This window comes from Marinobacter litoralis (assembly GCF_003336705.1).
GTDB classification, from domain to species: Bacteria; Pseudomonadota; Gammaproteobacteria; order Pseudomonadales; family Oleiphilaceae; genus Marinobacter; species Marinobacter litoralis.
This window is the reverse complement of sequence record NZ_QMDL01000002.1, coordinates 379,639-403,453: the sequence shown is the minus strand read 5'-3', so window position 1 is coordinate 403,453 and position 23,815 is coordinate 379,639. Positions and strand designations below refer to the sequence as shown.

The window sequence follows — 23,815 nt, the reverse complement described above, 5'->3', positions numbered from 1 at the left end:
TGTTACGCCCTTAAAACGTCAGGGAGCGTCAGGCTTGTGTAAAGGTTGGGTAAAGGGAAAATCTGGCGCACCAGAGGCGCCGGGGCACCGTGCTAGACTAGCTGCAGATAAAGGTTGAGGGGCAGAAATGCAGAATCGGGTATTGCTGGTTGAAGACGATGATGAGCTGAGGCAGTTGCTGGCGCGTTATTTAACAACACAAGGCTTCAGTGTTCGAGAGGCCGCCAATGGTCGTGATGGTCTGTCGCTGGCCTTGGGGCAGGATTGCGATATTGTGGTTCTGGACATCATGCTGCCGGACATTAATGGCTTAGATGTGCTGCGCGAGCTGCGAGGAAAAACCCATCTGCCCGTGATTTTGCTGACCGCCCGGGGGGATGAAACCGACCGGATTGTGGGTCTTGAAGTCGGCGCAGACGATTACATACCCAAACCTTGTAACCCTCGTGAGCTGGTTGCACGCTTGCAGGCCATACTGCGCCGGGTAGCCTGGGATCAGCAGGCTGACCTGGATGCTAGCCGGGTCTATGGAGATCTGCGTGTTGAGCCGGATCAGCGGCGTATCTACCAGAATGAGAAACCCCTTGAGCTGACCGCGACCGAATACGAGGTGTTGCAGGTGTTGCTTGCCCATGCGGGCAGTGTGGTTCGTAAAACCGATCTGATGCAGTGGGCTTTAGGGCGCAGGCTCGAAGCCTACGACCGCACGTTGGATATGCATGTGAGTAACTTGCGTAAAAAACTCGGAAATGACGACCCGCCCAGAATCGAAACGGTGCGGGGCCTTGGATACAGCTATCGGGTGCCCACCGAATGACGCGTTTTAGGTTTCCTTTGTTCTGGCGGATTTTTCTCTCCATTTGGCTGGCGATGGTGGTGACGGTGGTGGCCAGTCAGCTTGCTACCCGTTTCCTGCTGGACCGGGAGCGTCAAGCGATTGAGCGCCAGGTAGGGTTGCATGAAATTGCCAATGAGGCGGTGAATCTAAGGCAGCAACTCGGTAAAAGTGAGGCATGGCGATTCCTTCGCGTTGAAGGTGAGAGGCTGCAGCTTCACTTGATGCTGATTGAAAAGGAACGTGGCCACCATCGTTTGCCACGCAGCGTTCGCGACCGGATTAAATCCAGCTGGCACCCAAGCAAGCCCGCTGTGCTGGATTTGGACGGAGGTTTTCAGTTGATTGCCTGGCCCCGAATGGGCGGCGAAGGCTGGCTGCATCCGGGCTTTTTCCGAATGATTGAACTGGCGCTGGCTTTTTTCATCATATCGTTGGCCTGTTGGTGGATTGCGCGCTTTGTCTCCCGGCCGCTCAAGCATATGGAAGGGACGGCTCGCTCGATCGCCCATGGCGATACCGACTTGCGGGTGGCTGATGCCATTGCCCACCGCCGCGACGAGGTAGGGCAGCTGGCCACGGCGTTTAATGCCATGACCGATCGTTTGTGCCAGTTGCTGGATCGGCATAACCGTTTATTGAGAGACATCTCCCACGATCTGAGAACCCCTCTGGCCCGGCAGCGGGTTGCTATTGAATTGGCCAGCGACGAGGGCGCAGACCCGGCGCTCATGGAAAGTATATTGCGCCAGAATGAGAGGCTCGAAGCCATGACCGGCCAGATTCTGACGCTGTATCGTGTGTCCGAAAATGGAAGTTCTATCGAGCAGCAGCCGCTCAAACCTTTGGCATTGATGAATCGGGTGTTGGGTGATGCGAGTGATTACGCCGAGCAGCAAGGGGTAGATTGCAAGTTAGTGGCGAGTGATGACGTTGTCACCCTTTCCATTTTGGGCGATTCAGGCTTGTTACAGCGGGCATTCGATAATGTTCTGCAGAATGCGTTAGATCACACGCCGCCCGGACGATCTGTTGATGTTGAGCTATCGGTTTCGAGCGGGCAGGTGGAAGTGTCGATTGCCGATGAGGGCCCCGGCGCGCCAGAAGACATGCTCAATCAGCTGTTCGAACCCTTCTTCCGCACCGACGAATCTCGCGGCGGTAAAGGCTGGGGCTTGGGGCTTTCCATTGCTCGGGATATCATCCATGCCCATGACGGGGTTATCACTGCCCGCAATCGGCCGGGTGGTGGTCTTCAAGTCACCGTTCGGCTACCGGTTTTCTTCGGAAGCTGATTGGGCTTTTGCTGGCGGTGCCGTTGGCGCCTGTTCAGCTTCGTCGTCAACGGGTTTCAGGTGAGTGGCATTCGAGAAATCGATGCCTTCCTGCAACTCGTCTTCTTCAAACCGGATGCCGCAACCGGCTTTGCGGAATTTTGCCGGGCTGGCAGTGCCTGGTGTTTTGTTTTCACTGTCGTCGGATGTCATAGGTTGCCTCATGAGTAAAGATTACCCGGTTCCGTCAGGATACCTTGAGCGAGAAACGGAAGTGAAGAAAAGCCGTTTTATCGCCCGGGTGTGTCCGGTTGGTAGCCGTGATGAAGTCCGCGAGCGGGTAGCCGAGGCACATCGGGATTATCCGGATGCCCGCCACGTGTGTTGGGGCTACCAAATTGGCCGCCCCGGCTCGGCGGCAGAGGCCGCGATGAATGACGACGGCGAGCCGTCCGGCACAGCGGGCAAGCCGATTCTCAACGTGATTCAACACAAAGACATGGGCGATGTGCTGGTGATTGTGGTGCGCTATTTTGGCGGCATCAAACTGGGCGCTGGCGGCTTGGTACGTGCCTACGCTGGTGCTGCCGAGAGTGTCTTGTCGGAAGTGGGCAGGGTGGTTCAACAAACCAGAGTTCAGGCCCATGTAGAGCTGGATTTTGCCGATGAGCAGCCGCTGCGGCATTGGTGTGACGGTCACGAAGGAGCGGTTGAGTCGATTGAGTACGGCGCGCAAGTTCGTGCTCTGGTTTCAGTTCCTGAAGCCCGGCAGCATGAATTGTCTGCGTTTTGTGAGTCTCAGAAACTGGATTACCGTTTTGAAACCTGATCAATCTGGCGGGTGGCACTACAGGTACACTGGGTATAATGTGACAGACAACTCCAATGAAGGAGAACATCTATGCGAGTTTTAATGGTGGCGGCCCTGGCCATGATGATGGTCGGTTGTGCCAGCAACGTGGTAACTGATTACAACACAGCGACGGTTTTCGGAAATTACAGCAGCTGGGCCTATGCGCCAATGGAGAAAGGCTCGGGTTTTGCCTCTCTGGATGATGCGCGGGTGCGCAGTGCCGTTGAGCGGGAGCTTAACCGCAAAGCTATGAAGAAAGTGGCGAAGGGCGACGCGGACTTGTTGGTCAGCTGGCAGATTGTGTCGGAAGAGCGTCTGGAGCAAACCGGCGTAGGGCTTGGCTTTGGATTTGGTAGCGGAAACTTTGGTTGGGGCATGGCGGCGCCTGCTCCGGTTCGGGAAGTGACTGAAGGAAAGCTGGTACTGGAACTGGTAGATCAAGACAGTGCTGAAGTGGTCTGGCGCGCAGCCAGTCGTCGTTACCTGAACGAAAACCAGTCTCCTGAAACACGGCGCAAGTTGATTGATGAGGTTGTCTCGGAAATGTTTTCGAAATACCCTCCGGGCTTGAACTGATTAGCAGACAGGATTTCGTTCATGGGTATGAAAAAGCGTGAAGGCGGGCTGGTCTTCTCTACCGAGCAAGGCCGCATGTGCCCGGGCTGCCGAAACCCGGTTTCCGAGTGTTCTTGCGGCGAGCCCGTGCAGCCTGAAGGTGACGGCGTTGTGCGTGTCAGCCGCGAAACCAAAGGCCGTAAGGGTAAGGGTGTGACTTTGATAACCGGCATTCCCATGGACAGTAAAGCCCTGAAAGACTACGCCAAAGTGCTAAAAGCAAAATGCGGCACCGGTGGTACAGTAAAAGACGGCGTAGTTGAGATTCAGGGCGATCATCGGGATCTTCTGGTCCCCTTGCTTCAGCAAAAAGGATGGACGGTTAAGCGGTCCGGCGGCTGAGGCTCTATTCAAACGATTATTAAGGAATAAGAGGTATGCACCTTCTGGTACTGGGCGCTGGGGTCGTGGGAGTTACTACGGCTTGGTTTCTTCAGGCGCAGGGGCACCAGGTTACGGTGGTCGATCGTCAACCTCAATCCGGGCTCGAGACCAGTTATGCCAATGGTGGCCAGATCTCCGTCTCCCACGCCGAGCCCTGGGCGAATCCGGCAGCCCCGCTGAAGGTTCTTAAATGGTTGTCTCAACCCGAGGCACCCTTGCTGTTCCGCCCGGGGCTGGACCCATACCAATGGCGCTGGGCGCTGTCATTTCTCGGCCAGTGCACCTCTTCCAAGGCCGCTCATAATATTCGCCAGATGGTAAATTTGGGCACCTACAGTCGTGCTCAGCTTCAGGCGTTGCGCAAAAACATTGCTCTCGAGTACGACCAGCTCGACAAGGGCATTCTCCACTTTTATACCAACCCCAAAGAATTTGAAGCTGCGTTGGAACCCGCGCGGATTATGCGTGAACTGGGCTGTGATCGGCAGGTCGTCGAAGCCGATCGGGCGGTAGAGCTAGAGCCGGCCTTGAAGCCCATCCATCATCGAATCGCCGGGGCCACTTATACCTCGGAAGATGAAAGCGGCGATGCCCGAAAATTTACCCAAGCATTGGCCGAGCGTTGTCGGGAAGCGGGCGTCGAGTTCCTTTATGGCACCGAGGTGCTGGGGTTTGAGAAAGTAGGTGATCGGATTCTTGGCGTTCAGGCTCTTAGTGAAGGCAAACATCATACGCTACGAGCGGATAGCTACGTGCTGAGTCTTGGGAGTTTCAGTGCGGTGCTCGCCCGGCCGTTAGGGCTGTTTTTGAATATCTACCCGGCCAAGGGTTACTCCATTACGGTACCGGTCAAGAACGAAGAAGCCGCTTTTAAGGTGAGTCTGACCGATGACGAGTTCAAGCTGGTTTACTCAAGGCTGGGCGACCGTATTCGGGTTGCCGGTACCGCAGAGTTGGGCGGTTACAGCCGGACGCTGAACGGCACCCGATGCCGGGCTATCGTGCGCAGGGCGGCGGAACTGATGCCGGATGCAGCGCATTGGGAGCAAGCGGCGTTCTGGACCGGGCTTCGGCCAACAACGCCTTCCAATGTGCCTTACATTGGAAAAAGTCCGTTCAGTAATCTGTATCTGAATACCGGGCACGGCACTTTGGGATGGACGCACTCCTGTGGCTCGGCCGCGGCGCTTGCAGACATCGTCAGCGGGCAAAAGCCCGAGGTGGACTTCGCTTTTAGCGGGCTGTGAATCGTTCATAAAAAAACCGGTGCGCGAGAACGAACACCGGTTTTTTAGTTGGCTGGCGGATTACTCAGCCAGCTGGTCTCGAATCAGTTTCTTGTTGATCTTGCCCACGCTGGTTTTCGGGATGTCTTCCACGAAATCAATCTGGCTGGGAATCGCCCACTTGTTGATTTCACCGCTTTCCACAAATTTCTGCAGGTGCTGCTGAATGTCTTCCAACCCGACGTTTTCGCCGGGTTTGAGTGTCACCAAAGCGTAAGGTCGCTCGCCCCATTTTTCGTCCGGAACACCTACAACGGCGGCACCGGCCACAGCCGGGTGCTGGCTGATCAGGTTTTCCAGATCCAGAGATGACAACCACTCGCCGCCGGTTTTGATCACATCTTTAATGCGGTCTTTGATGGTGAGGGTATTATTCGGCTCCATCGACGCCACGTCACCGGTGTGCAGCCAGCCACCTTGCCAGAGATCTTCGCCTTTCTGTGGCTCCTTGAAGTAATTCTGGGTTAGCCAGGGCGCACGGGCCACCACTTCACCTTTGGCCTGTCCGTCGTGAGCAACCGGCTCGCCACTTGGGTCAACAATCTCCAACTCAACCATGGGTACCGCAATGCCGGTTTTCACACGGATGTGGGTTTGTTCTTCCAGCGGCAATTCCAGATCTTCCGGTTTGAGGTAGGTGGCACTCAAAAGCGGGCAGGTTTCCGACATGCCATAGCCGGTGTACATCTTGATGCCCAGTTTGGCGGCGGCATCACACAAGCCTTTGGTCAGAGCGCTGCCGCCGATCAGAACATGCCAGTTGCTCAGATCGGCGGTTTTGATCGATTCCGTGCCCATCATCATTTGCATAACGGTGGGCACGCAATGGGATGTGGTTACTTTGTGTGTTTTGATCAGATCGACCAGTAATTCGGGTTCGTACCGGCCCGGATACACCTGTTTGATACCCAATAATGTGGCCGCATAGGGTACGCCCCACGCGTGAACGTGGAACATAGGCGTTACCGGCATGTAAACCGAAGACGAGCGCAGGAACGGCATTTCATCGTAGGCAGACAGGGTGCCTGTCATAGCGAGCGTGTGCAGAACCAATTGGCGGTGGCTGAAATAGACGCCCTTGGGGTTGCCGGTGGTGCCGGTGGTGTAAAAGGTGGTTGCGACGCTGTTCTCGTCAAAATCCGGGAAATCGAATTGTGTGTCTGCATTGCCCAGTAACGTTTCATACTCACCCAGTGTTTCTATTGACGTGTCGGCAGCTGACTCGTTATCGGTGAGCTGAATCCAGGTTTTAACCGTCTGAATATCGTCTTTTACGCCTTCAATAATCGGCATGAAGTCATCGTGTACCAACACCACATCGTCTTCAGCGTGGTTCATGGTGTAGACAATCTGTTCCGGTGACAGCCGCACGTTCACGGTATGCAGGATGGCGCCAATCATTGGAATGGCGAAGAAGCACTCCAGGTAGCGGGGCGTGTCCCAATCCATCACCGCAACCGTGTCCCCGGCTTTTACGCCGGCATCCGTGAGCGCGTTGGCCAAGCGGTGCACACGCTCAACCAGATCGCTGTAGGTGTACTTGCTGCGATTGGCGTAGACGATTTCCTGATCCGGGTTGTATCGGGGCCCGGACATCAGGAGTCGTTTGATCAGTAGCGGGTACTGGTAGGCATTATCTGCTGGCTGAAGAATTTTTGTTTTGGCCATCTCTGAACACCTCGTGTCTTTTGTTTTTTGTTATTGCTCCCAGGGATTGCCTTGGGTGCCTTTCATAGATTTGACGCCCATATGCATGGCGGCTTTCGCCAGCATGTTGGCGCTTACTGGTGCTGTCATGAACAGAAATACGGTGATCAGTATTTCTGAAATACCAAAGCCGTGGCTGCTGAAGTAGATCACCGAACTCAGCATGATTGCGCCGACACCTACTGTGGTTGCTTTCGTGGGGCCATGCAAGCGGGTGAAAAAATCGGGCAGTCGTGCTAACCCAATGGCACCGACCAATGTGAATGCGCCGCCTACAATGAGCAGAGCCGAAACAATGTATTCAGTAATTGGACTCATGGAATGCCTCCTTCGGCCCGATTATTCGATAACGCTGCCGCGTTTCAGGTATTTCGCCATGGCGACGGTGCTGACGAAGCCCATAACGGCGATCAGCAGGCCTGACTCGAGGTACATGCGCGAGTTGAAGGCAATGCCCAGCAGAATGATCATGGCGATGGCGTTGATGTACAGCGTGTCCAGTGCCAGAACCCGATCCGGTGCGTCCGGGCCTTTGATCAGGCGATAGACGTTCAGCAAAGCCGCAACCATGACCATGGCGATGGTTAGGTAGAGTGCAGTTGTCATCATCGGAACATCTCCATCAACGGCTTCTCGTATCGTTTGTGGATCGCATCGATGACCTCTTGTTCGCTTTCTGCATCCAGGGCATGGATCAGTAGCGTCTTGTTGTCATCGCTGACGTCGGCACTCACTGTGCCCGGGGTCAGTGAAATCGTACTGGCCAGTAACGAAATGGCCAGCGGGTGCTCCAGCTGAAGAGGATAGTTTACGAACACCGGCTTGGGCGGCCTGGGGTTCAGAATCAACACTGCTACCTTGCAGCTGGCCACCAGAATATCCCAGACCACGATCAGAACGAACATCGGCATTCGCCATACCTTCACGAAAGCCGGCCTTTCCGGCCAGAAGCCGTGTGTGATTTGGGGGATGATCCAGGCCAGCAAAAGACCCATCACCACACTGGCTCCGGAAATACCGTCGCTGAGGAACTGCCAAGTGCTGAAAAGCACCAGACTTAACCAGGGTTGCGGGAAATTCAAACGATCGAACATCAGTTTTTCCCCCCAAAGACTGGCGTTTCGAGAATCTGAGTATAAGCAGAGGTGTCAAACAACTGGGCGGCAGTGGCCACCGTGTATTCGTTGATCGGGCCAGCAAAGGCCACGATCACTACTGTCAGCCCGATTAATGCACCGGTGGATACCGAGACGACGCCTTTCATCGGTTCCGGCGGTTTGATGTGGCCATCAATGGTGCGCCAGAAAAGAATACTCCCGGCACGGCTGTATGCGATAAGCGTCAGGAAACTGCCGATCAGCAGTACCGACCATAGCCAGGCCATTTGCGGACCGGTCTCTACCGATTTCAGAATCAGTACCTTACCGAAGAAGCCGCTCAACGGGGGTAATCCGGCCGCAGAAACCGCGCCGATCATGAATAGAACGCTGATGAGCGTCCGGTGAGGCATTTTGGGTGCAGTGACAATGCGGTCGCCCGCGCTGCCTCTTTGGATGGCGACCAGTTCGGCCACCAGGAACAGGCCAGCCACGGTCCAGGTGGTGCTGAGCAGATAGAACAAAGCGGCTGAAACACCCGCTTCGGAACCCAGGGCAACCGGCGCAAGCAAGGTGCCGACCGAAATAATGACTTGCCAGGCAATGAGCGTTTTCAGATTGTTCGCACCCAAGGCACCTACCACGCCCATCGCCAGTGTAATCAGCGCCAGCGGGAACAGCCAGTCCATGCCAAGAGATGCCAGCTCGCCCGCGCCTTCACCGAAGATCAAAACATAAACCCGGATAATGGCGTAAACACCAACCTTGGTCATAATCGCAAACAAGGCCGCCACCGGCGCAGTGGCTTTGGCGTAAGCTTTGGGGAGCCAAAAGCACAGAGGCAGGATGGCAGCTTTTAAGCCGAACACCACCAGCAGCATCATAGCGCCGGCTTTCACCAGTGCCAGGTTTTCGCCGGTTACCTGCGGGATTTTGACCGCCAGATCCGCCATGTTCAGTGTGCCGGTGACGCTGTAGATCATGCCTACTGCAATCAGGAAGATGGCGGAACCGACAAGGTTCAAGGCCACATAGTGCAGCCCGGGTACGGTTCGGATGGTGCCGCCGCCATGCATTAACAGGCTGTAGGACGCAATCAGCAGCACTTCAAAGGCCACAAACAGGTTGAACAGGTCGCCGGTCAGAAACGCGATGTTCAGACCCATAATCTGGAACAGGAACAGCGTGTGGAACTGCCGATTACCTTCGTCTGCTCCGCCAATCGAGAATATGTGAGCAAAGACAGCCAGTACTGATGTCAGCACCAGCATCAGCGCAGCGAGGCGGTCGAGTACCAGTACAATGCCAAAGGGCGGCTGCCAGTTGCCGAACGCGTATACCCGGTAGCTGCCGTCGTCGGCCAGACCCACCAGAACGATAGAGGCAACCAAAACCAGCACACTGGTGGTAATGGCCAGTGTTCGCCGCAGGCTGATGGGTGCATAGCCCATAAAGGTCTGCAGTATGCCGCCAAGTAACGGAATGGCGATGGGAGCGATGAGCCAGTGATTCATTTGCCGGTTTCCTCCTGTTCCTGCTTTTTCTTGGCAGGCTGTACCGGCGGGCAGCCGTCTACATGATCGTCGTCGTTGTCAGCCAGATTACGCAGAGACAACACCACCACAAACGCCGTCATGGCGAAACCAATAACGATGGCGGTCAGCACCAACGCTTGGGGCAGGGGGTCCGAGTAGCTCTCTGCAGTGCCGAGAATCGGCTGTTGTGCGGTACTCAGCCGGCCCGAGGCAAACAGAAACAGGTTGACCCCGTAAGACAGCAGCGTGAGCCCCATGACAACCGGGAAGGTTCGGGCCCGCAGTAACAGGTAAACGCCTGATGTGGTGAGCGCACCTATAGCCAATGCGAATACGAGTTCCATTATGATTTCCCCCCCGTGCTCTTAATGGCTGAGTGCGGCGAAATCCGGCCGATGCTGACCAAGATCAGCATGGTGGCGCCAATGACCGCCAGGTAAACGCCTAAGTCGAAGATCAGTGCCGAGGCCACTTCAAATTTGCCGACCACCGGCCAGGTAATGTACCCGAACGTAGACGTCAGGAACGGATAGCTGAAGGCCAGGCTGGCTGCGCCGGCAATGGTGGCAAACAACAAACCAAGGCCGATCACGTTGTGGTATTTGATACCGACGCGGTCCTGCGTCCAGATCATGCCATTGGCAACGTACTGGATGACCAGCGCCACCGAGGTGATCAGGCCGGCAATGAAACCACCGCCGGGCAGGTTATGGCCTCTCAGGAAAATATACGCCGACACCATCAGTGCCATCGGTAACATCGGACGCGCGACTTGCTTGAGCATCAGCGGATAGGCGTCTCGGGTCCATGTGTGGCCTTGGCCATCGCCCGGAGGCGGTGTCAGCGCGGTATTTTTGAGCATGGCGTAAATGCCCATAGCGGCAATGGCCAGCACAGTGATTTCACCCAAGGTATCGAAACCTCGGAAATCGACCAAAATGACGTTCACTACGTTGGTGCCACCGCCGCCGGGTTTACTGTTCTCAAGGAAGAACTCGGAGATCGAGGTGAACGGCTGGGTCAGCATGGCCAGGGTAATCAGTGTCATACCGGTACCCGCCAGCAAGGCCAGCACAATATCCCGCACCCGTCGGGTTTTTGGTGTTTCAATCGGTGTCCACGACGGCATGTAATACAGCGCGAGCATCAGCAGCACCATAGTGACCACTTCTACCGACAGTTGCGTCATGGCCAGGTCGGGCGCGGAGAAACGGGCGAATGCCAGCGCAACCATCAAGCCGACCACGCTGAGCAGCACCAACGCGGTGAATCGTTCACGATGAACGAACGCAGTGGCCAGTGCCGACACAATCAGGAATCCTGCGCCAAGCGCTGTGGGCCAGTCGATAGGTGACAGGCCATTGCTACCGACAAAGATACCCAGTTCCATAATGGGGGCGATCGAAACGGCGATGACACTGACCACCATCAACATGGCGTAGCGCTGCAAGGAGCCGTTCTCAATACGCGCCGTTAGCCTATGGGTAAAGCCTTCGACACGCATCAGCAGGGCTTCAAAAATAGCTTTTTCGTCAACTTCCTTGAAACGGGCGTGGAAGTCGAAAAAGCGCTGGCGTTGGCTGTACATCAACAAACCACCGACAAACGCTGCGAGACTCATCATCAACGGCAAGTTGATGCCGTGCATCACCGCCAACTGGTAATCCGGCACCGCGCCACCTAAGGTTGCCTGAGCCGCGGAGAATAACAGCGGGCCAACCGAAATGGCCGGGAACATACCCACCATGATGCAGGCGAAGACCAGAATCTCTACCGGGAACTTCATGTAGCGTGGTGGCTCATGAGGCGGGTAGATCGGCAGGTTTACCGGCTTGCCGTTGAAGAACACGTCGTGAATAAACCGGGCGGAATAAGCTACCGCAAAAATGCCCGCCAAAGTCGCGACGATCGGAGGCAACCAAGCCCAGAGCCCGGGCAGGTTCAGCGCTAGAGATTCGGCGAAGAACATCTCTTTACTCAGGAACCCGTTCAGCAACGGAACACCGGCCATAGACGACGCAGCCACCATAGCAAGCGTGGCGGTGTGGGGCATGTAGCGCCACAGGCCGTTGATTCTGCGCATGTCCCGGGTACCGGTTTCGTGATCGATAATCCCGGCGGCCATAAACAAAGAGGCTTTAAACGTGGCGTGGTTGATCACGTGGAAAAGCGCGGCAACGGCGGCCAGCTTAGTGCCCATGCCAAAGAGCAGTGTGATCAAGCCAAGGTGGCTGACGGTCGAATGCGCCAGCAGGCCTTTCAGATCGTGCTTGAACATCGCGGTGTAAGCGCCGATCAGCAGCGTCGCCATACCCGTGAAACTGACCATATAGAACCAGAGTTCGGTACCGGCAAGAGCCGGATATAAGCGAGCCATCAAGAAAATGCCGGCTTTAACCATGGTGGCAGAATGCAGGTACGCAGACACCGGTGTGGGCGCTTGCATGGCGTGGGGTAGCCAGAAATGGAACGGGAATTGCGCCGATTTGGTAAATGCGCCCAACAGCACGAGCGTCAGAGCGACCGGGTACATGGCGTGTGCTTTAATCAGGTCGCCTGCGGCCAGCACGTCGTCCAGCTCGAAACTGCCAACGATGTTGCCAATGATCAGAATGCCTGCAAGCAGCGCCAGGCCACCGCCGCCGGTTACGGCGAGGGCCATCCGGGCGCCTCGGCGGGCGTCCTGCTTATGAGTCCAGAAACTGATCAGCAAGAACGAAGTGAGACTGGTGATTTCCCAGAAAATGAGCATCAGCAGCAGGTTGCCGGACAGCACGATACCCAGCATCGAGCCCTTGAAGCAAAGAAGCAGCGAGTAAAATTTCCTGACGTTCTCGGTCGCCTTCAAGTAGTAATGGGCATAAATAATAATGAGCAGTCCGATGATCAGAATCAGCAGCGCGAACATCAGCGCCAAACCGTCGAGACGGAACGAGAAAGAGATCCCGATCGCCGGTAACCATTCGAAACTGTGAAGAACCACGCCGCCATCGGCCAGCGTTGCCCAGTGTGGGAAAAGGGCGGCCAACGCAATGAGTGCAGGCACGGAAGAAGCTATAGCAATCGCTGTACGCCCTCCCTGAGCAAACAGGGGAGCAGCAATCGCGCCTAAAAAGGGCAGTAGGACAACCAGCGGTAGCGACATCGCAACCTCGTTTTTGGTGTTTTCAGGCGTGAATGTAGGGCGAAATGCCCCTCAAAGTGTAGTGGGCGGCCAGCCTCACTGCACAAAAAAACCGAGTAAGCACCGGTTTATACAGGGGTTAGCCGAAACGTGGCGGATCCGGAAAATAGGGAAGACGCCCGCGCTGCAAGACAATGTCAGCGGGCGGTTGGAATCCTGGCGAAACTATGCGGCCGGTGGACCTTCCGGTCATGTTTGCTCCGTCAATGAAACTTGAAAGCCGATAATACGTGGCTAGCCGGGTAGGTCAAGTCAACTTGATGTCGATCGAGTGTATACTGCTTCAAAATAATCTTTGAGAGAGAACCATGAGCACACCGTATCCTAACCTCCTGAAACCTCTGGATCTTGGTTTTACCGAGCTGAAGAACCGCGTATTGATGGGCTCCATGCACACGGGGCTGGAAGATCGGTTCTGGAATATTCACAAGCTGGCGCGATACTTTGCCGAGCGTGCTGAAGGCGGTGTTGGCCTGATGGTGACCGGTGGTTTCTCGCCCAACCTGGCCGGGCAGCTGGCGCCGCTGGCTTCAACCATGAACAACCGCGCCACCGCGCTGTTGCACCGCCATGTCACCGGTGCGGTCCACGAGGCAGGCGGTAAAATCTGCCTGCAGTTACTGCACGCAGGCCGTTATGGCTACCAGCCGTTGATTGTTTCGGCTTCGGCCACCAAATCCCCCATCAGCCCGTTCAAGGCTCGTGCGCTGTCAACCAAAGGTGTGGATCGTCACATCAACGACTTTGTGAATGCGGCCAAGCTGGCAAAGTTCGCCGGTTACGACGGCGTTGAGGTGATGGGCTCTGAAGGCTACTTCATCAACCAGTTCCTGTGTGAACGCACCAACAAGCGCAAAGACAAGTGGGGCGGTCCTTACGAAAACCGCATGCGTTTGCCGGTTGAAATCGTTCGCCGTATGCGTGAAGCGGTTGGCCCCGAGTTCATCATCATCTATCGCTTGTCGATGCTGGACCTGGTGGAAGGCGGTCAAACCTGGGATCAGATCGTGACTCTGGGTAAAGCCATCGAGAAGGCCGGCGCCACCATTATTAACACCGGTATCGGCTGGCACGAAGCGCGTGTGCCAACCATTGTAACCTCGGTTCCGCGAGGTGGGTTCGCCGATGTGACCGCCAAATTCTACGGCGAAGTCGATATTCCGGTGTGTACTACCAACCGCATTAACACGCCGGAGAAAGGCGAAGAAATCATCGCCGGCGGCAAAGCCGACATGGTTTCAATGGCCCGGCCGTTGTTGGCAGACAGCGAATTCGTGCGTAAAGCTGAACAAAATCGAAGCGACGAGATCAACACCTGCATCGCCTGTAACCAAGCGTGCCTGGACCATGTATTCCAAGCCAAGCGGGCTTCTTGTTTGGTAAACCCCCGAGCCTGTTTCGAAACCGAACTGGTGCTGACTGTGGCCCCGGTGGTTCGCCGGGTTGCGGTCGTCGGAGCTGGCCCTGCGGGCTTGGCTGCCGCCACAACCGCAGCCAAACGCGGCCACAAAGTGACCTTGTTCGAAGCTGACGACAAAATTGGCGGCCAGTTCAACTACGCCAAACGCATTCCCGGCAAAGAAGAATTCTACGAAACCCTGCGTTACTTCCAGCGCCAGATTGAGCTGTTGGAAATTGATCTGCAGCTCAACACCCGGGTGGATGCCGAATCCCTGAAAGCACAGGGCTTTGACGATGTGATCATCGCCACCGGCGTGAAACCGAGAACGCCGAAAATCGAAGGTGTTGATCACCCGAAAGTGCTCGGATACCTCGATGTACTTCGCCACAACAAGCCCGTTGGTAACACCGTGGCAGTCATCGGTGCGGGCGGGATTGGCTTTGATGTCAGCGAGTTCCTGACCCATGACTTCGAACGTCAGCCGGAAGGCGAGCAAGCCAAAGTCAGCGATTGGCAGGCCGAGTGGGGCGTGCATCCGGAGTTCGAAGGCCCCGGTGGCCTGGCAGAACGCGAAGCAACGCCGACACCGCGCAAAATCTACCTGATGCAGCGGAAAACCAGCAAAGTGGGTGGCGGCTTAGGCAAGACCTCCGGCTGGGTTCACCGCAGCAGCTTGAACCATCGCGACGTAGAAATGCTGAAAGGCTGCAGCTACGACCGCATCGACGACGAAGGCTTGCACATTACGCTGTCAGATAAGGACGGCAAAGAAATTGAGAAGAAAGTGCTGCCGGTTGATAACGTCATTCTGTGTGCCGGACAGGAGTCCTACCGGGAACTATACGACCAGCTTGAAGGCGCGGGCGTGAAAGCGCACTTGATTGGTGGCGCGGATCTGGCTGAAGAGCTGGATGCGAAGCGTGCTATTCGCCAAGGTACGGAAGTAGCAGCAGCGCTCTGATGTAGTCATGTTGGGCCATAGAGTGACCATTAAGGTCACTTTATGGCGCATAGAGCTTGGAGCGTTACCGAACCGCTTTCAATGCGTTCGAGATGGCTTCAGCCTCGGCTTCAAGCACCTGACAACGGAGGCTTTGTCCTTGCTGAAGAGCGTGTTCGATTTGCTTGCACTTCATCTCATAAAGCCGGTTCAGTACCTCGGACTGGCTTTGCCTCAATAATGTGTCCACGGTCTCTTCCCCTTTATACATCTGTCGGGATTCCTTACATTAAGGGCCAGAAACGGACCTTATGCATAATATGCTGCATAACGCGCGCCACAATGACGCTGCTTTCGGTTACCGACCAAAGCGTGAGCGATACACGCCAGGGGCCAATCCCGTGTGTTTTCTGAATAACCGACTGAAAGAACTGACGTCCTCGTAACCCACCAGCCGGGTCACGTCTTCAATGGTGAGTCTCGAGTTTTCCAAATGTTGCCGGGCCGACTCGATGCGCAAAACCTGCAAATATCCGGTTGGGGTGTCACCCGTTGCCGCTTTGAACCGGCGAATCAACGAACGCTCCGTTAACCCACACCGCGATGCCAAAGCCACCAGCGTGATCGACTGGTGGTAATGCGTGTCCAGCCACTCCTGCAGTTTCAGAATGTCCGGGTCGGAATGGTAGCGGCGAGCCTGCAATGCGCTGTACGGGGCCTGACTCGACCGCCCAGCGTCAATCACAAACGCCTTCGCCAACTCCCGCGCGACCTGCGCCCCCGCATGTCGTTCCACCAAATACACCCCAAGATCCCACCAAGCCATACCACCACCGGCGCAGGCGACGTGACCATCCACCGTCACCAGCTTGTCCGGCTGCAAATCCACGCCTGGAAACCGCTGCCGGAATTGATTGCTGAACCCCCAATGGGTCGTCGCTTGCCGCCCGTCCAGAACCCCGGCTTCAGCGAGTAGAAAAGCCCCGGTGCAATTACTGGCAACTCGCACCTGATCGTCGTTCGTGGACTGGAACTGCGAAAGCCAATTCACCAGTCCCGGGTTATCGGCCAATACCTGATCAATCGGCGCGCCGATGGTGGGAATGATCACCAAATCGTTCTCACCCAGCGGTGCAAGATCCAGCCAAGAGCCGTCAGCACCAATGGTCAGCCCATTGATACACCGACAAGCCTCGCCGGTTTCGGTCAGCAAGCGCGTTCGGAAATAGGGTTGCGGCTGTTCACCGTGAACCCTTGCCCAAGTCACACCAGCCATCCGAAACAAATCAATAACACCGGTAATGGCGCTAGCAAGCGCGCCAGTAAAACCAATAATGGTGACAGTTTTCACAAAGATGGCTCCTGATAAAACTGGGTCAGCTATCCCAAAAGTAGGGAGCTTCTGCGGGAGAAGGCTTCCGGGAGTGTGCGCAGCAGGGATGCTGCGCAGAAGCCTACATGGATGTATTCACGGCGTCTCTCGGAAGCCTTCTCCCGCAGAAGCTTCCGGCAGGAAAGTGAATGGTATGGCGATATTCACCAAGAATAAGTCAGAAACGACAATTTCAACAACCGTAACGGTTGTGAGAGGCTATAGCCAATCAACAGGAGAACACGAATGACCGACACCCTGATCGACCGCCGCGACCTGGCATTCCAGCTCTACGAAGTCATGGACACCCAAGCCCTGACCGAGCGCGAGCGCTTCAGCGAACACAGCAAAGAAACCTTCGACGCCGTTATCGAAACCGCCGACAAAATGGCGAAAGAAAAGTTTGCCAACCACAACAGCGCCGCCGACAAAGATGAACCCAAATTCGTCAACGGCCAGGTCGAAATGCTCCCGGACGTAAAAGAAGCCTTCGACGCCTACGCCGAAGCCGGCTTTCTCGCCGGGCGGTACGATTACGAATTAGGCGGCATGCAATTGCCGGAATCGGTCATGGCGGCCTGCAACGGCTTCTTCACCGCCGCCAACCCCGGCACCGCAGGCTACCCATTCCTGACCACGGCCGCCGCCAACCTGATCCGCGTGTTTGGCAACGACCAACAGAAAGCCACCATCCTGCCGAATATGCTCAATGGCCGATTTAGCGGCACCATGGCGCTGACCGAGCCGCACGCCGGTTCCAGCCTTGCCGATATTCGAACCTCAGCTACGCCCACCGATGAAGGGCACTACCTGATCAAAGGCGCGAAAATCTACATCTCCGGTGGCGAGCAAAGCATCACCGAAAACATCGTCCACATGGTGCTGGCGAAAATCAAAGGCGCACCGGCTGGGGTGAAAGGCATCTCACTGTTCATCGTTCCCAAATTCCATGTGGACGAAAACGGCAACCCGGGCGAACGCAACGGCGTTAGCCTGGCCGGCCTGATTCACAAACTCGGCTACCGGGGCACGACCAGTACCGCATTGAGCTTCGGTGATGATGCGCCTTGCCACGGCTATCTGGTGGGCGAACCCCACCAAGGCCTGAAGTACATGTTCCAAATGATGAACGAAGCCCGCATCGGTGTGGGTATGGGCGCGGCCGTGATTGGCTACCGTGGCTACATGCACAGCCTCGAATACGCCAAAGACCGCCTGCAGGGCCGCAAAGCCAGCGAGAAAAACCCCGAAAGCCCGCAAGTACCGATTATCGACCACGCGGATGTGCGCCGCATGTTGCTGGCCCAGAAAGCCTACAGCGAAGGTGGCTTGGCGCTGTGCCTGTACGGCGCTCGCTTGATGGACGAGCAACACACTCATCCGGATGAGCAAAAGCGTGCCGAAGCCGGCAAACTGCTGGATCTGCTGACGCCTGTCATTAAAGCCTGGCCCTCAGAATACGGCCCGAAAGCCAATGATCTGGCCATTCAGGTATACGGCGGCGCAGGGTACACCCGTGAATATCCAGTGGAGCAATGCTGGCGCGACAACCGCCTGAACCCCATTCACGAAGGCACCAACGGCATACAAGCTCTCGACCTGCTGGGCCGGAAAATCTGGCAAGACCAAAGCCACGGCTTGCAGCTGTTGATGCAGGAAATGCAGGCCGATTTGCAAGCGGCCACTACTGACCGATGCCAGCAATGGGCCCTGTCGTTGAGCGAAACTCTGCAGCAAGCGGTGAAAGTCACCCAGAGTCTGGGTAAATCCCTGATGGGCGGAGAAGTGGACAAAACACTTGCCAACGCCAGCTGCTACTTGCACTTGTTCGGGCACATTGTGGTTGCCTGGATGTGGCTGCGTCAGGCGAATGCGGCGGCCAACGCCCTGGCCTCAGCCAACAGCGACAGCGAACGCAACTTCTACCAAGGCAAGCTGCAAGCCGCCCAGTATTTCTTCCACTGGGAATTGCCAACGGTGGCGCAGGACCTTGTTTTGCTGCGCAATCAGGATGATACGTGCCTGAATATGAAAGCTGATTGGTTCTGACTTTGGAGTAGGCACAATCGGCCGGGATCGCTTTCAGGGACACGCTACAAGCACATCCCTGTGCGCTCGACTGTGGCCATCCTTGGCCACAGACGGTCCCTGAAAGCGATCCCAGCCGCTTGTGCCCGCACATGGGCATAGCCTGCTGACAGGAGAACAGGAAAGGAATGCGTTATGGCTCTCGTTAATGTTGATAAGAAAAATCATATCCTGCTGATCGGACTGAATCGCCCCGACAAAATGAATGCCATGAACCGGGCCATGTACCACGAAATCGCGGCCGCTTATTACCAGCTGCAAAACGACCCGGAACTGCGCGTGGCAGTGATGTACGCTGAAGGTGACCATTTCACCAGCGGCCTGCAACTGGACGACTGGGCGGAAGTCTTCGCCAATGGCAAGGGCATCGAACCCGCCGAAGGCGAACTGGATCCATTTCATGTCACAGGCGAAGGGCTCACCAAACCGGTGGTTTTCGCGGCTCAAGGCATTTGTTTTACCTGCGGTGTAGAAATGATGCTCAACACCGACATCCGCGTAGCCGCCAAAGGCACCCGCTTTGCCCAGCTTGAGGTAAAGCGTGGCATTTTCGCCTGCGGCGGTGCCACCATCCGGCTGCAACGGGAAATCGGCTGGGGCAACGCCCAGCGTTATTTGCTGACTGGCGACGAGTGGACCGCTGAACAAGCGTATCAATGGGGCCTGATTCAAGAACTGGTCGAACCCGGTGAACAACGGAACAAGGCCATGGAAATTGCCGAAAAGATCGCGAAAGCCGCACCATTGGGCGTTCAGGGCAGCTTGAAATCGTCCAAAATCGCCGTTAGCGAAGGGCAGGAAACCGCGAAACAGCGCTTGTTTCCCGACCTTGGGCCGGTGATGGCCAGTGAGGATGTAAAGGAAGGTATTCAGTCTTTTCTGGAAAGAAGAGAAGCTGTTTTTAAAGGAAAGTAAGAGTAAAGCTGGTTCCGGTTGCCTGCCGGAACCAGCTCAAGGATTAGGCTGCGTCAGACTTAGGGGCTTTGGCGGCCGCAGCCACCTCAGCCGCATAATCCGCATATTTAGCCATTAGCTCCTCTTTACGATCCGGATCCCAGTTGATCTTCGACAAATCACCTTCGTAGTGATCAATCACCCGCTTATCCATGGTTTCTGACCACCACTTCGGGAAATAGGCTGGTAGCAACATCGACGCGTAACCGCTCGGCAGCTGCGGCGCATTCTCGAAATGACGCAAAGCCTGGAAGCTGCGGCTAGGGTGGGCGTGATGGTCTGAGTGGCGCTGCAACTGATACAGGAACAAATTGGTCACAATATTATTGCTGTTCCAACTATGCTCCGGCTTGGTTCGCTCGTACTTGCCGTTTTCCGTTTTCTGGCGCAGCAAGCCATAGTGCTCAATGTAATTCACGCTCTCCAGCAAACTGGCCCCATACACAGCCTGACCGGCCAGAAACGGAATCGCTCTCGGCCCGCAAATCAGAGTTGTTGCACCAAAGAACCCGGCGCTCATCGCCCAGCCCTGCAACAGCTCATTGTCCAAGCTCCAGAAACTCTTACCTTTACGAGCCAAGCGCGCCTTCTCAATTTTGACCGCAGACTTTAGGCCGCCCACCACAGTGCGCGGCAAAAACTTCCAGAAACTTTCGCCCATCTTGCTGCTGGCCGGATCTTCCGGGGTTGCCACGCGCTTGTGATGCCCGAAATTGTGCTCGACCACAAAGTGGGTGTAACCCGTCGGCGCAAGAGCCGCCATCGCCATCAGTTTGTTCAGCTTGTTCGATTTATGGCCCAGCTCATGGGCCGTGTTGATCCCGATGCCGTTGATCGCCCCCACCGAAAAGGTCAAACCGATTTTGTCTTCCAGCGGGACGTTCTTGCGGCTGGCCAGCCAGGCTCCCATAAACGTCAAAAGGTATTGGCTGGGAATGAAAGCCTTCACGATCCGGTCGTAGTACTTGTCCTGCTCGAGGGTTTTAACGGCATCTTCGGGCGGATTGCTTTTATCGACTCCCACGGCTCGGTCCAGAGCGGGAATCACGCCGTGGATCAAAATCGGGCCGGTCCACGCTAAGGCTTTAAGTTTCTTCGGAGCAATGGCGTAGGCTCCTAGTGCCACCACGCCAATTCCGGGAAGGGCCGGGCCTAGCAGCCACAGATAGCGCTTGGGATCCTTCCAGTCTTTACCAGCCGGGCGGGCTGACGTGGTGTTAGACGTTTTTGGTGTTGTTTTCAGTTTGGCGTTCATAGCGGGCGCTCTCCGTCTCGTTCGATGTCTCTCTCAATTTATGTCGGACAATATAGCAATACAACAAGATTGAATGCTTATGGCCTGTAATGATAAATCTGACGAGTTGGCGTAAATCGCCACAGTGGTCCATCCTTCCGTTAATAAAAACAACAAGGAAATGGCGACATGAGTACTACAAACGCGTCTCGGGAGGTTATTTCCTGGAGTGCTCAGGAGTGGATTCGGGAGTACATACGAACCAAGCGGCAAGCTGAAATTGTTTATCAGGATCCATCCGGGCAAATGATGATTGTGCACGAGGTTCTGCACGATATTTTAAGTCGGGCGGGCCATGACTTTTTGGTACTCGGGACTGGGAAAGTGTTGGGTGTAGAGCGGGTACTGCTGATCGACGGCAAAGAGTTAACCAAACAGTAATTCTGCGGTAATTGCGATTGACCGGCTGGGGCTCTACGCTAGAAACACTACAGACATGTATCAACAGAAGGAAATGTTATGAACAAGCTTACACTAAGTGCACTCGCGCTCCTGATGACGCTCGGCCTTGCCGCTTGTAGTTCCGAAAGCGATGAAGGCGCTGATTTCGAGCAAGCGGGCGAAAACGCTGCGGAAATGATGGACGATGCGGCTGATTCTGCTGAAGAGGGCATGGAAGAGGCGACAGGTACAGACGAGAGCGCCTTGGGTGAAATTCAGGAAGGCTTCGAAAATGCCGGTGACAAAATGGAAGAAGCCGCCGATGACACCAGCGATGCTTTGGAAGAAGCAGCAGACGATGTTGCCAAATAAGGCCATCGTTTAAGCTGTTTGTGAAAGGCGCCCAAGGGCGCCTTTTTTTATGGGCAATGGAAGGGTAACCGAACTGACACCCAATCGTTGTGAAGCTGTCATATGGACTGACGACACTGATCTCTCGACAACGCCGGATGGCCCAATCCTTCAAGAGAGAGAATGTATGGCTAAGCATGACCTAGACCCTAATTATCTGGACCCGAACTACGAGCCGGTGGTAAATCACTCGGGTAATCAGCCGTTTGATCAGGTATTGACCACCCGCATGCAGCGCCGGGCTGTGTTGAAGGGCTCAGTTGGTGCCGCTTTGGCCAGCCTTGTGGGCGTAGGGCTTGCGGGCTGTGGTGGCAGCAGTGATGACGATGGTTCAGTATCCACACCGGATGGCACGGGAGGCGATGGAGCGGCCGACCTGTCTATGGCCTTTGAAGCCGTACCTGTTTCCAATGCTAACCGCGTTGTCGTACCCGAAGGCTATGTCACTGAGGCTTTCCTGCCTTGGGGCACCCCGATTACCGGTAGCTACCCGGCCTACAAGCCGGATGGAACCAATAGCGGTTCAGATCAAGAGCAGCAAATGGGTATGCACCACGATGGCGTGCACTTCTTTCCTATCGATCTGAAAGCGGGCGGCAACAGTTCCACAGAGGGGCTGTTGGTGATGAACCACGAATACATCAATCAGGCCGCCTTGCATGCCAATGGTGCCACGGGCGCAAGCAGCAATGGCGGCGTGCGCCCTGCCGATGAAGTGCGCAAGGAAATTGCCGCTCATGGTGTATCGGTGGTTCATATCAAACAAGATAAAAACGGCACGTGGGACATCGTATTTGGCAGCCCGTTCAATCGTCGCGTGACTGGCGGCACCGAAATGGAAATTCGAGGCCCGCTCCGTGGCTACAGCAAGCTGGCCACCAAGTTCAGCCCGAGTGGTGAGCGCACGCGCGGCACCCTGAACAACTGCTCGATGGGGCCAACGCCTTGGGGTACCTATCTGGCTGCTGAGGAAAACTGGCACGGTTACTTTGCCAACAAAACCCAGGGCTTGCGTCCCCGTGAACAGGTTCGTCACGGGGTTGATGGCAACTCCCGTTACGACTGGGAACTGGCGGATAACGGTGCCGATGCGTATGTGCGCTTTGATGTGACCCCCGGAGCCGGAACGGCCGCGGATGACTACCGCAACGAAGCCAACACCTTCGGATATATGGTTGAAATCGACCCCTTCACTCCGGAAAGCGCGCCTCAGAAGCGCACGGCCCTGGGGCGCTTTGGCCATGAAGGCGTGATTTTCGCCCCGGTGAAAGAAGGGCAATCAGTGGTGTGTTACTCCGGTGATGATTCCCGGTTTGAGTACATTTACAAGTTTGTATCATCGAAGCCTTACTTCGCGGCGACGGCGGGTGGTTACCTGCTGGACGAGGGCACTTTGTATGTAGCGCGCTTTAACGATGACGGCTCGGGTGAGTGGCTGCCGTTGGATCTGAGTGATGCCGGCTTCGCCTCAAAAGTCACCGCAGCAATTGGCACTACCGTGGGCGAGATTGCCTTTGATGGTTTCGACGGTCAGGCGGATGTACTGCTGAATACCCGTCTAGCGGCCGATATTGCCGGTGCCACGCCTATGGACCGGCCGGAGTGGGGCGCCGTTGACCCGAACTCGGGTGAGGTGTACTTCACCCTGACCAACAACTCCAGGCGCACCGAAGAACAAACCGACGCCGCCAACCCGATTGCCAACAACCGAAATGGCCACATCATTCGCTGGAAGGAAGCAGAGAATAACCACGTGGCCACCCGTTTCGAGTGGGATATTTTCGTGTTCGCCGGTGAACAAGGCACGGAAACGGTGGTTGATGGCGAAGCCGTTGTCACACTGAACGACGACAACATTTTCAACAGTCCGGATGGCTTGTGGTTCGACTACAACGGCCGGCTGTGGATTCAGACTGATGGCCGCGACGAGGCACCTTACCAGAACAACATGATGCTGGCGGCCAACCCTGAAACCCGGGAGATCAAACGATTCTTCGTCGGCCCGGTCGGTTGTGAGGTGACCGGTGTAACCGGCACGCCGGACATGGCAACCCTGTTCGTGAACATCCAGCACCCAGCCGCAAACTGGCCGGATGCCAACGACCCACGACCAAGGGATGCAACGGTGATCGTGACCCGTGAAGACGGTGGCGTGATCGGAAGCTGATTCAATCGGCGGGCCAAGGCCGGAACATAGCGGGCT

Annotated in this window: 23 protein-coding genes; 12 read left to right on the top strand and 11 right to left on the bottom strand. The window is 55.9% G+C overall.

Features of this window, described 5'->3' with window-relative positions:
- The first annotated feature begins 127 nt into the window (after window positions 1-127).
- Entirely contained in the window at window positions 128-817 is a 690-nt protein-coding gene (locus DOQ08_RS07260) for a response regulator transcription factor (RefSeq protein WP_114334246.1), read from the top strand.
- Window positions 814-2,130 carry a sensor histidine kinase gene (locus DOQ08_RS07255; protein WP_114334245.1) on the top strand — a complete coding sequence of 439 codons (1,317 nt, stop codon included), beginning with the start codon at window positions 814-816 and terminating at the stop codon, window positions 2,128-2,130. Before DOQ08_RS07260 ends, DOQ08_RS07255 begins: the two co-directional genes overlap by 4 nt.
- Here the strand turns inward: DOQ08_RS07255 and DOQ08_RS07250 are convergent.
- Complete coding sequence (locus DOQ08_RS07250) at window positions 2,107-2,322, bottom strand: hypothetical protein (RefSeq protein ID WP_114334244.1); 216 nt, start codon at window positions 2,320-2,322, stop codon at window positions 2,107-2,109. The two genes, DOQ08_RS07255 and DOQ08_RS07250, sit on opposite strands and share 24 nt — an antisense overlap.
- Before the next feature lie 10 nt (window positions 2,323-2,332).
- Between DOQ08_RS07250 and DOQ08_RS07245 the strand changes: the two genes are divergently transcribed.
- From DOQ08_RS07245 to DOQ08_RS07230, 4 genes are all read left to right on the top strand, one after another.
- Window positions 2,333-2,938: a YigZ family protein gene (locus DOQ08_RS07245; protein WP_114334243.1), complete on the top strand. Its 606-nt coding sequence runs from the start codon at window positions 2,333-2,335 to the stop codon at window positions 2,936-2,938.
- 72 nt (window positions 2,939-3,010) lie between these two features.
- Window positions 3,011-3,538, top strand: a complete 528-nt coding sequence (locus tag DOQ08_RS07240) for a DUF4136 domain-containing protein (RefSeq protein WP_114334242.1) — start codon at window positions 3,011-3,013, stop codon at window positions 3,536-3,538.
- Window positions 3,539-3,559: 21 nt separating this feature from the next.
- Entirely contained in the window at window positions 3,560-3,919 is a 360-nt protein-coding gene (locus DOQ08_RS07235) for a translation initiation factor Sui1 (protein ID WP_114334241.1), read from the top strand.
- A gap of 35 nt (window positions 3,920-3,954) precedes the next feature.
- A complete protein-coding gene (locus DOQ08_RS07230; protein ID WP_114334240.1) occupies window positions 3,955-5,208 on the top strand; it encodes a D-amino acid dehydrogenase in 1,254 nt (417 codons plus the stop codon).
- Between the two features lie 60 nt (window positions 5,209-5,268).
- Here the strand turns inward: DOQ08_RS07230 and DOQ08_RS07225 are convergent, their stop codons facing one another.
- From DOQ08_RS07225 to DOQ08_RS07195, 7 genes are read right to left on the bottom strand one after another with little or no spacing between them, the layout of a single operon-like run.
- A complete protein-coding gene (locus DOQ08_RS07225) occupies window positions 5,269-6,915 on the bottom strand; it encodes a fatty acid--CoA ligase (protein ID WP_114334239.1) in 1,647 nt (548 codons plus the stop codon).
- Window positions 6,916-6,945: 30 nt separating this feature from the next.
- Window positions 6,946-7,272 (bottom strand): Na+/H+ antiporter subunit G, encoded by a 327-nt coding sequence (locus DOQ08_RS07220; RefSeq protein WP_114334238.1) that lies wholly within the window; start codon window positions 7,270-7,272, stop codon window positions 6,946-6,948.
- Between the two features lie 21 nt (window positions 7,273-7,293).
- Window positions 7,294-7,563, bottom strand: coding sequence for a K+/H+ antiporter subunit F (locus DOQ08_RS07215; RefSeq protein ID WP_114334237.1), 270 nt, complete (start codon window positions 7,561-7,563; stop codon window positions 7,294-7,296).
- On the bottom strand, window positions 7,560-8,048 hold the full coding sequence (locus DOQ08_RS07210) for a Na+/H+ antiporter subunit E (protein ID WP_114334236.1): 489 nt from the start codon (window positions 8,046-8,048) through the stop codon (window positions 7,560-7,562). The genes DOQ08_RS07215 and DOQ08_RS07210 overlap by 4 nt, the downstream gene beginning before the upstream one ends.
- Complete coding sequence (locus DOQ08_RS07205) at window positions 8,048-9,565, bottom strand: monovalent cation/H+ antiporter subunit D (protein WP_114334235.1); 1,518 nt, start codon at window positions 9,563-9,565, stop codon at window positions 8,048-8,050. The genes DOQ08_RS07210 and DOQ08_RS07205 overlap by 1 nt, the downstream gene beginning before the upstream one ends.
- Complete coding sequence (locus DOQ08_RS07200) at window positions 9,562-9,930, bottom strand: Na+/H+ antiporter subunit C (RefSeq protein WP_114334234.1); 369 nt, start codon at window positions 9,928-9,930, stop codon at window positions 9,562-9,564. Before DOQ08_RS07200 ends, DOQ08_RS07205 begins: the two co-directional genes overlap by 4 nt.
- The gene (locus tag DOQ08_RS07195) at window positions 9,930-12,731 is read right to left on the bottom strand and encodes a monovalent cation/H+ antiporter subunit A (protein ID WP_114334233.1); all 2,802 of its coding nucleotides are present in this window, start codon (window positions 12,729-12,731) and stop codon (window positions 9,930-9,932) included. Before DOQ08_RS07195 ends, DOQ08_RS07200 begins: the two co-directional genes overlap by 1 nt.
- A gap of 347 nt (window positions 12,732-13,078) precedes the next feature.
- Here DOQ08_RS07195 and DOQ08_RS07190 point away from each other — a divergent pair, with 347 nt between their 5' ends.
- Window positions 13,079-15,133: an NADPH-dependent 2,4-dienoyl-CoA reductase gene (locus tag DOQ08_RS07190; RefSeq protein ID WP_114334232.1), complete on the top strand. Its 2,055-nt coding sequence runs from the start codon at window positions 13,079-13,081 to the stop codon at window positions 15,131-15,133.
- Window positions 15,134-15,197: 64 nt separating this feature from the next.
- Here the strand turns inward: DOQ08_RS07190 and DOQ08_RS07185 are convergent, their stop codons facing one another.
- Together DOQ08_RS07185 and DOQ08_RS07180 are read right to left on the bottom strand one after the other, a co-directional pair.
- Window positions 15,198-15,383, bottom strand: coding sequence for a hypothetical protein (locus tag DOQ08_RS07185; protein WP_114334231.1), 186 nt, complete (start codon window positions 15,381-15,383; stop codon window positions 15,198-15,200).
- A gap of 87 nt (window positions 15,384-15,470) precedes the next feature.
- A complete protein-coding gene (locus DOQ08_RS07180; protein ID WP_114334230.1) occupies window positions 15,471-16,463 on the bottom strand; it encodes a GlxA family transcriptional regulator in 993 nt (330 codons plus the stop codon).
- Between the two features lie 267 nt (window positions 16,464-16,730).
- Between DOQ08_RS07180 and DOQ08_RS07175 the strand changes: the two genes are divergently transcribed.
- A complete protein-coding gene (locus DOQ08_RS07175; protein WP_114334229.1) occupies window positions 16,731-18,533 on the top strand; it encodes an acyl-CoA dehydrogenase in 1,803 nt (600 codons plus the stop codon).
- Between the two features lie 174 nt (window positions 18,534-18,707).
- Complete coding sequence (locus tag DOQ08_RS07170) at window positions 18,708-19,487, top strand: crotonase/enoyl-CoA hydratase family protein (protein WP_114334228.1); 780 nt, start codon at window positions 18,708-18,710, stop codon at window positions 19,485-19,487.
- A gap of 43 nt (window positions 19,488-19,530) precedes the next feature.
- Here the strand turns inward: DOQ08_RS07170 and DOQ08_RS07165 are convergent, their stop codons facing one another.
- Window positions 19,531-20,781, bottom strand: coding sequence for an alkane 1-monooxygenase (locus tag DOQ08_RS07165; RefSeq protein ID WP_114334227.1), 1,251 nt, complete (start codon window positions 20,779-20,781; stop codon window positions 19,531-19,533).
- A 168-nt stretch (window positions 20,782-20,949) separates the two neighbouring features.
- Here DOQ08_RS07165 and DOQ08_RS07160 point away from each other — a divergent pair, with 168 nt between their 5' ends.
- The 3 genes from DOQ08_RS07160 to DOQ08_RS07150 all read left to right on the top strand — a co-directional run bounded on the left by DOQ08_RS07160 (window position 20,950) and on the right by DOQ08_RS07150 (window position 23,779).
- Complete coding sequence (locus DOQ08_RS07160; protein WP_114334226.1) at window positions 20,950-21,201, top strand: hypothetical protein; 252 nt, start codon at window positions 20,950-20,952, stop codon at window positions 21,199-21,201.
- Between the two features lie 78 nt (window positions 21,202-21,279).
- The gene (locus DOQ08_RS07155; protein WP_114334225.1) at window positions 21,280-21,573 is read left to right on the top strand and encodes a hypothetical protein; all 294 of its coding nucleotides are present in this window, start codon (window positions 21,280-21,282) and stop codon (window positions 21,571-21,573) included.
- A 166-nt stretch (window positions 21,574-21,739) separates the two neighbouring features.
- Window positions 21,740-23,779 carry a PhoX family protein gene (locus DOQ08_RS07150; RefSeq protein ID WP_114334224.1) on the top strand — a complete coding sequence of 680 codons (2,040 nt, stop codon included), beginning with the start codon at window positions 21,740-21,742 and terminating at the stop codon, window positions 23,777-23,779.
- The last annotated feature ends 36 nt before the right edge of the window (window positions 23,780-23,815 follow it).

Coding starts and splice junctions, on each gene's coding strand:
- DOQ08_RS07185 (WP_114334231.1), bottom strand. CDS start 15,383: ATGTATAAAGGGGAAGAGACCGTGGACACATTATTGAGGCAAAGCCAG.
- DOQ08_RS07175 (WP_114334229.1), top strand. CDS start 16,731: ATGACCGACACCCTGATCGACCGCCGCGACCTGGCATTCCAGCTCTAC.
- DOQ08_RS07255 (WP_114334245.1), top strand. CDS start 814: ATGACGCGTTTTAGGTTTCCTTTGTTCTGGCGGATTTTTCTCTCCATT.
- DOQ08_RS07155 (WP_114334225.1), top strand. CDS start 21,280: ATGAACAAGCTTACACTAAGTGCACTCGCGCTCCTGATGACGCTCGGC.
- DOQ08_RS07250 (WP_114334244.1), bottom strand. CDS start 2,322: ATGACATCCGACGACAGTGAAAACAAAACACCAGGCACTGCCAGCCCG.
- DOQ08_RS07225 (WP_114334239.1), bottom strand. CDS start 6,915: ATGGCCAAAACAAAAATTCTTCAGCCAGCAGATAATGCCTACCAGTAC.
- DOQ08_RS07170 (WP_114334228.1), top strand. CDS start 18,708: ATGGCTCTCGTTAATGTTGATAAGAAAAATCATATCCTGCTGATCGGA.
- DOQ08_RS07150 (WP_114334224.1), top strand. CDS start 21,740: ATGGCTAAGCATGACCTAGACCCTAATTATCTGGACCCGAACTACGAG.
- DOQ08_RS07205 (WP_114334235.1), bottom strand. CDS start 9,565: ATGAATCACTGGCTCATCGCTCCCATCGCCATTCCGTTACTTGGCGGC.
- DOQ08_RS07215 (WP_114334237.1), bottom strand. CDS start 7,563: ATGATGACAACTGCACTCTACCTAACCATCGCCATGGTCATGGTTGCG.
- DOQ08_RS07260 (WP_114334246.1), top strand. CDS start 128: ATGCAGAATCGGGTATTGCTGGTTGAAGACGATGATGAGCTGAGGCAG.
- DOQ08_RS07220 (WP_114334238.1), bottom strand. CDS start 7,272: ATGAGTCCAATTACTGAATACATTGTTTCGGCTCTGCTCATTGTAGGC.
- DOQ08_RS07195 (WP_114334233.1), bottom strand. CDS start 12,731: ATGTCGCTACCGCTGGTTGTCCTACTGCCCTTTTTAGGCGCGATTGCT.
- DOQ08_RS07245 (WP_114334243.1), top strand. CDS start 2,333: ATGAGTAAAGATTACCCGGTTCCGTCAGGATACCTTGAGCGAGAAACG.
- DOQ08_RS07190 (WP_114334232.1), top strand. CDS start 13,079: ATGAGCACACCGTATCCTAACCTCCTGAAACCTCTGGATCTTGGTTTT.
- DOQ08_RS07200 (WP_114334234.1), bottom strand. CDS start 9,930: ATGGAACTCGTATTCGCATTGGCTATAGGTGCGCTCACCACATCAGGC.
- DOQ08_RS07235 (WP_114334241.1), top strand. CDS start 3,560: ATGGGTATGAAAAAGCGTGAAGGCGGGCTGGTCTTCTCTACCGAGCAA.
- DOQ08_RS07240 (WP_114334242.1), top strand. CDS start 3,011: ATGCGAGTTTTAATGGTGGCGGCCCTGGCCATGATGATGGTCGGTTGT.
- DOQ08_RS07230 (WP_114334240.1), top strand. CDS start 3,955: ATGCACCTTCTGGTACTGGGCGCTGGGGTCGTGGGAGTTACTACGGCT.
- DOQ08_RS07160 (WP_114334226.1), top strand. CDS start 20,950: ATGAGTACTACAAACGCGTCTCGGGAGGTTATTTCCTGGAGTGCTCAG.
- DOQ08_RS07210 (WP_114334236.1), bottom strand. CDS start 8,048: ATGTTCGATCGTTTGAATTTCCCGCAACCCTGGTTAAGTCTGGTGCTT.
- DOQ08_RS07165 (WP_114334227.1), bottom strand. CDS start 20,781: ATGAACGCCAAACTGAAAACAACACCAAAAACGTCTAACACCACGTCA.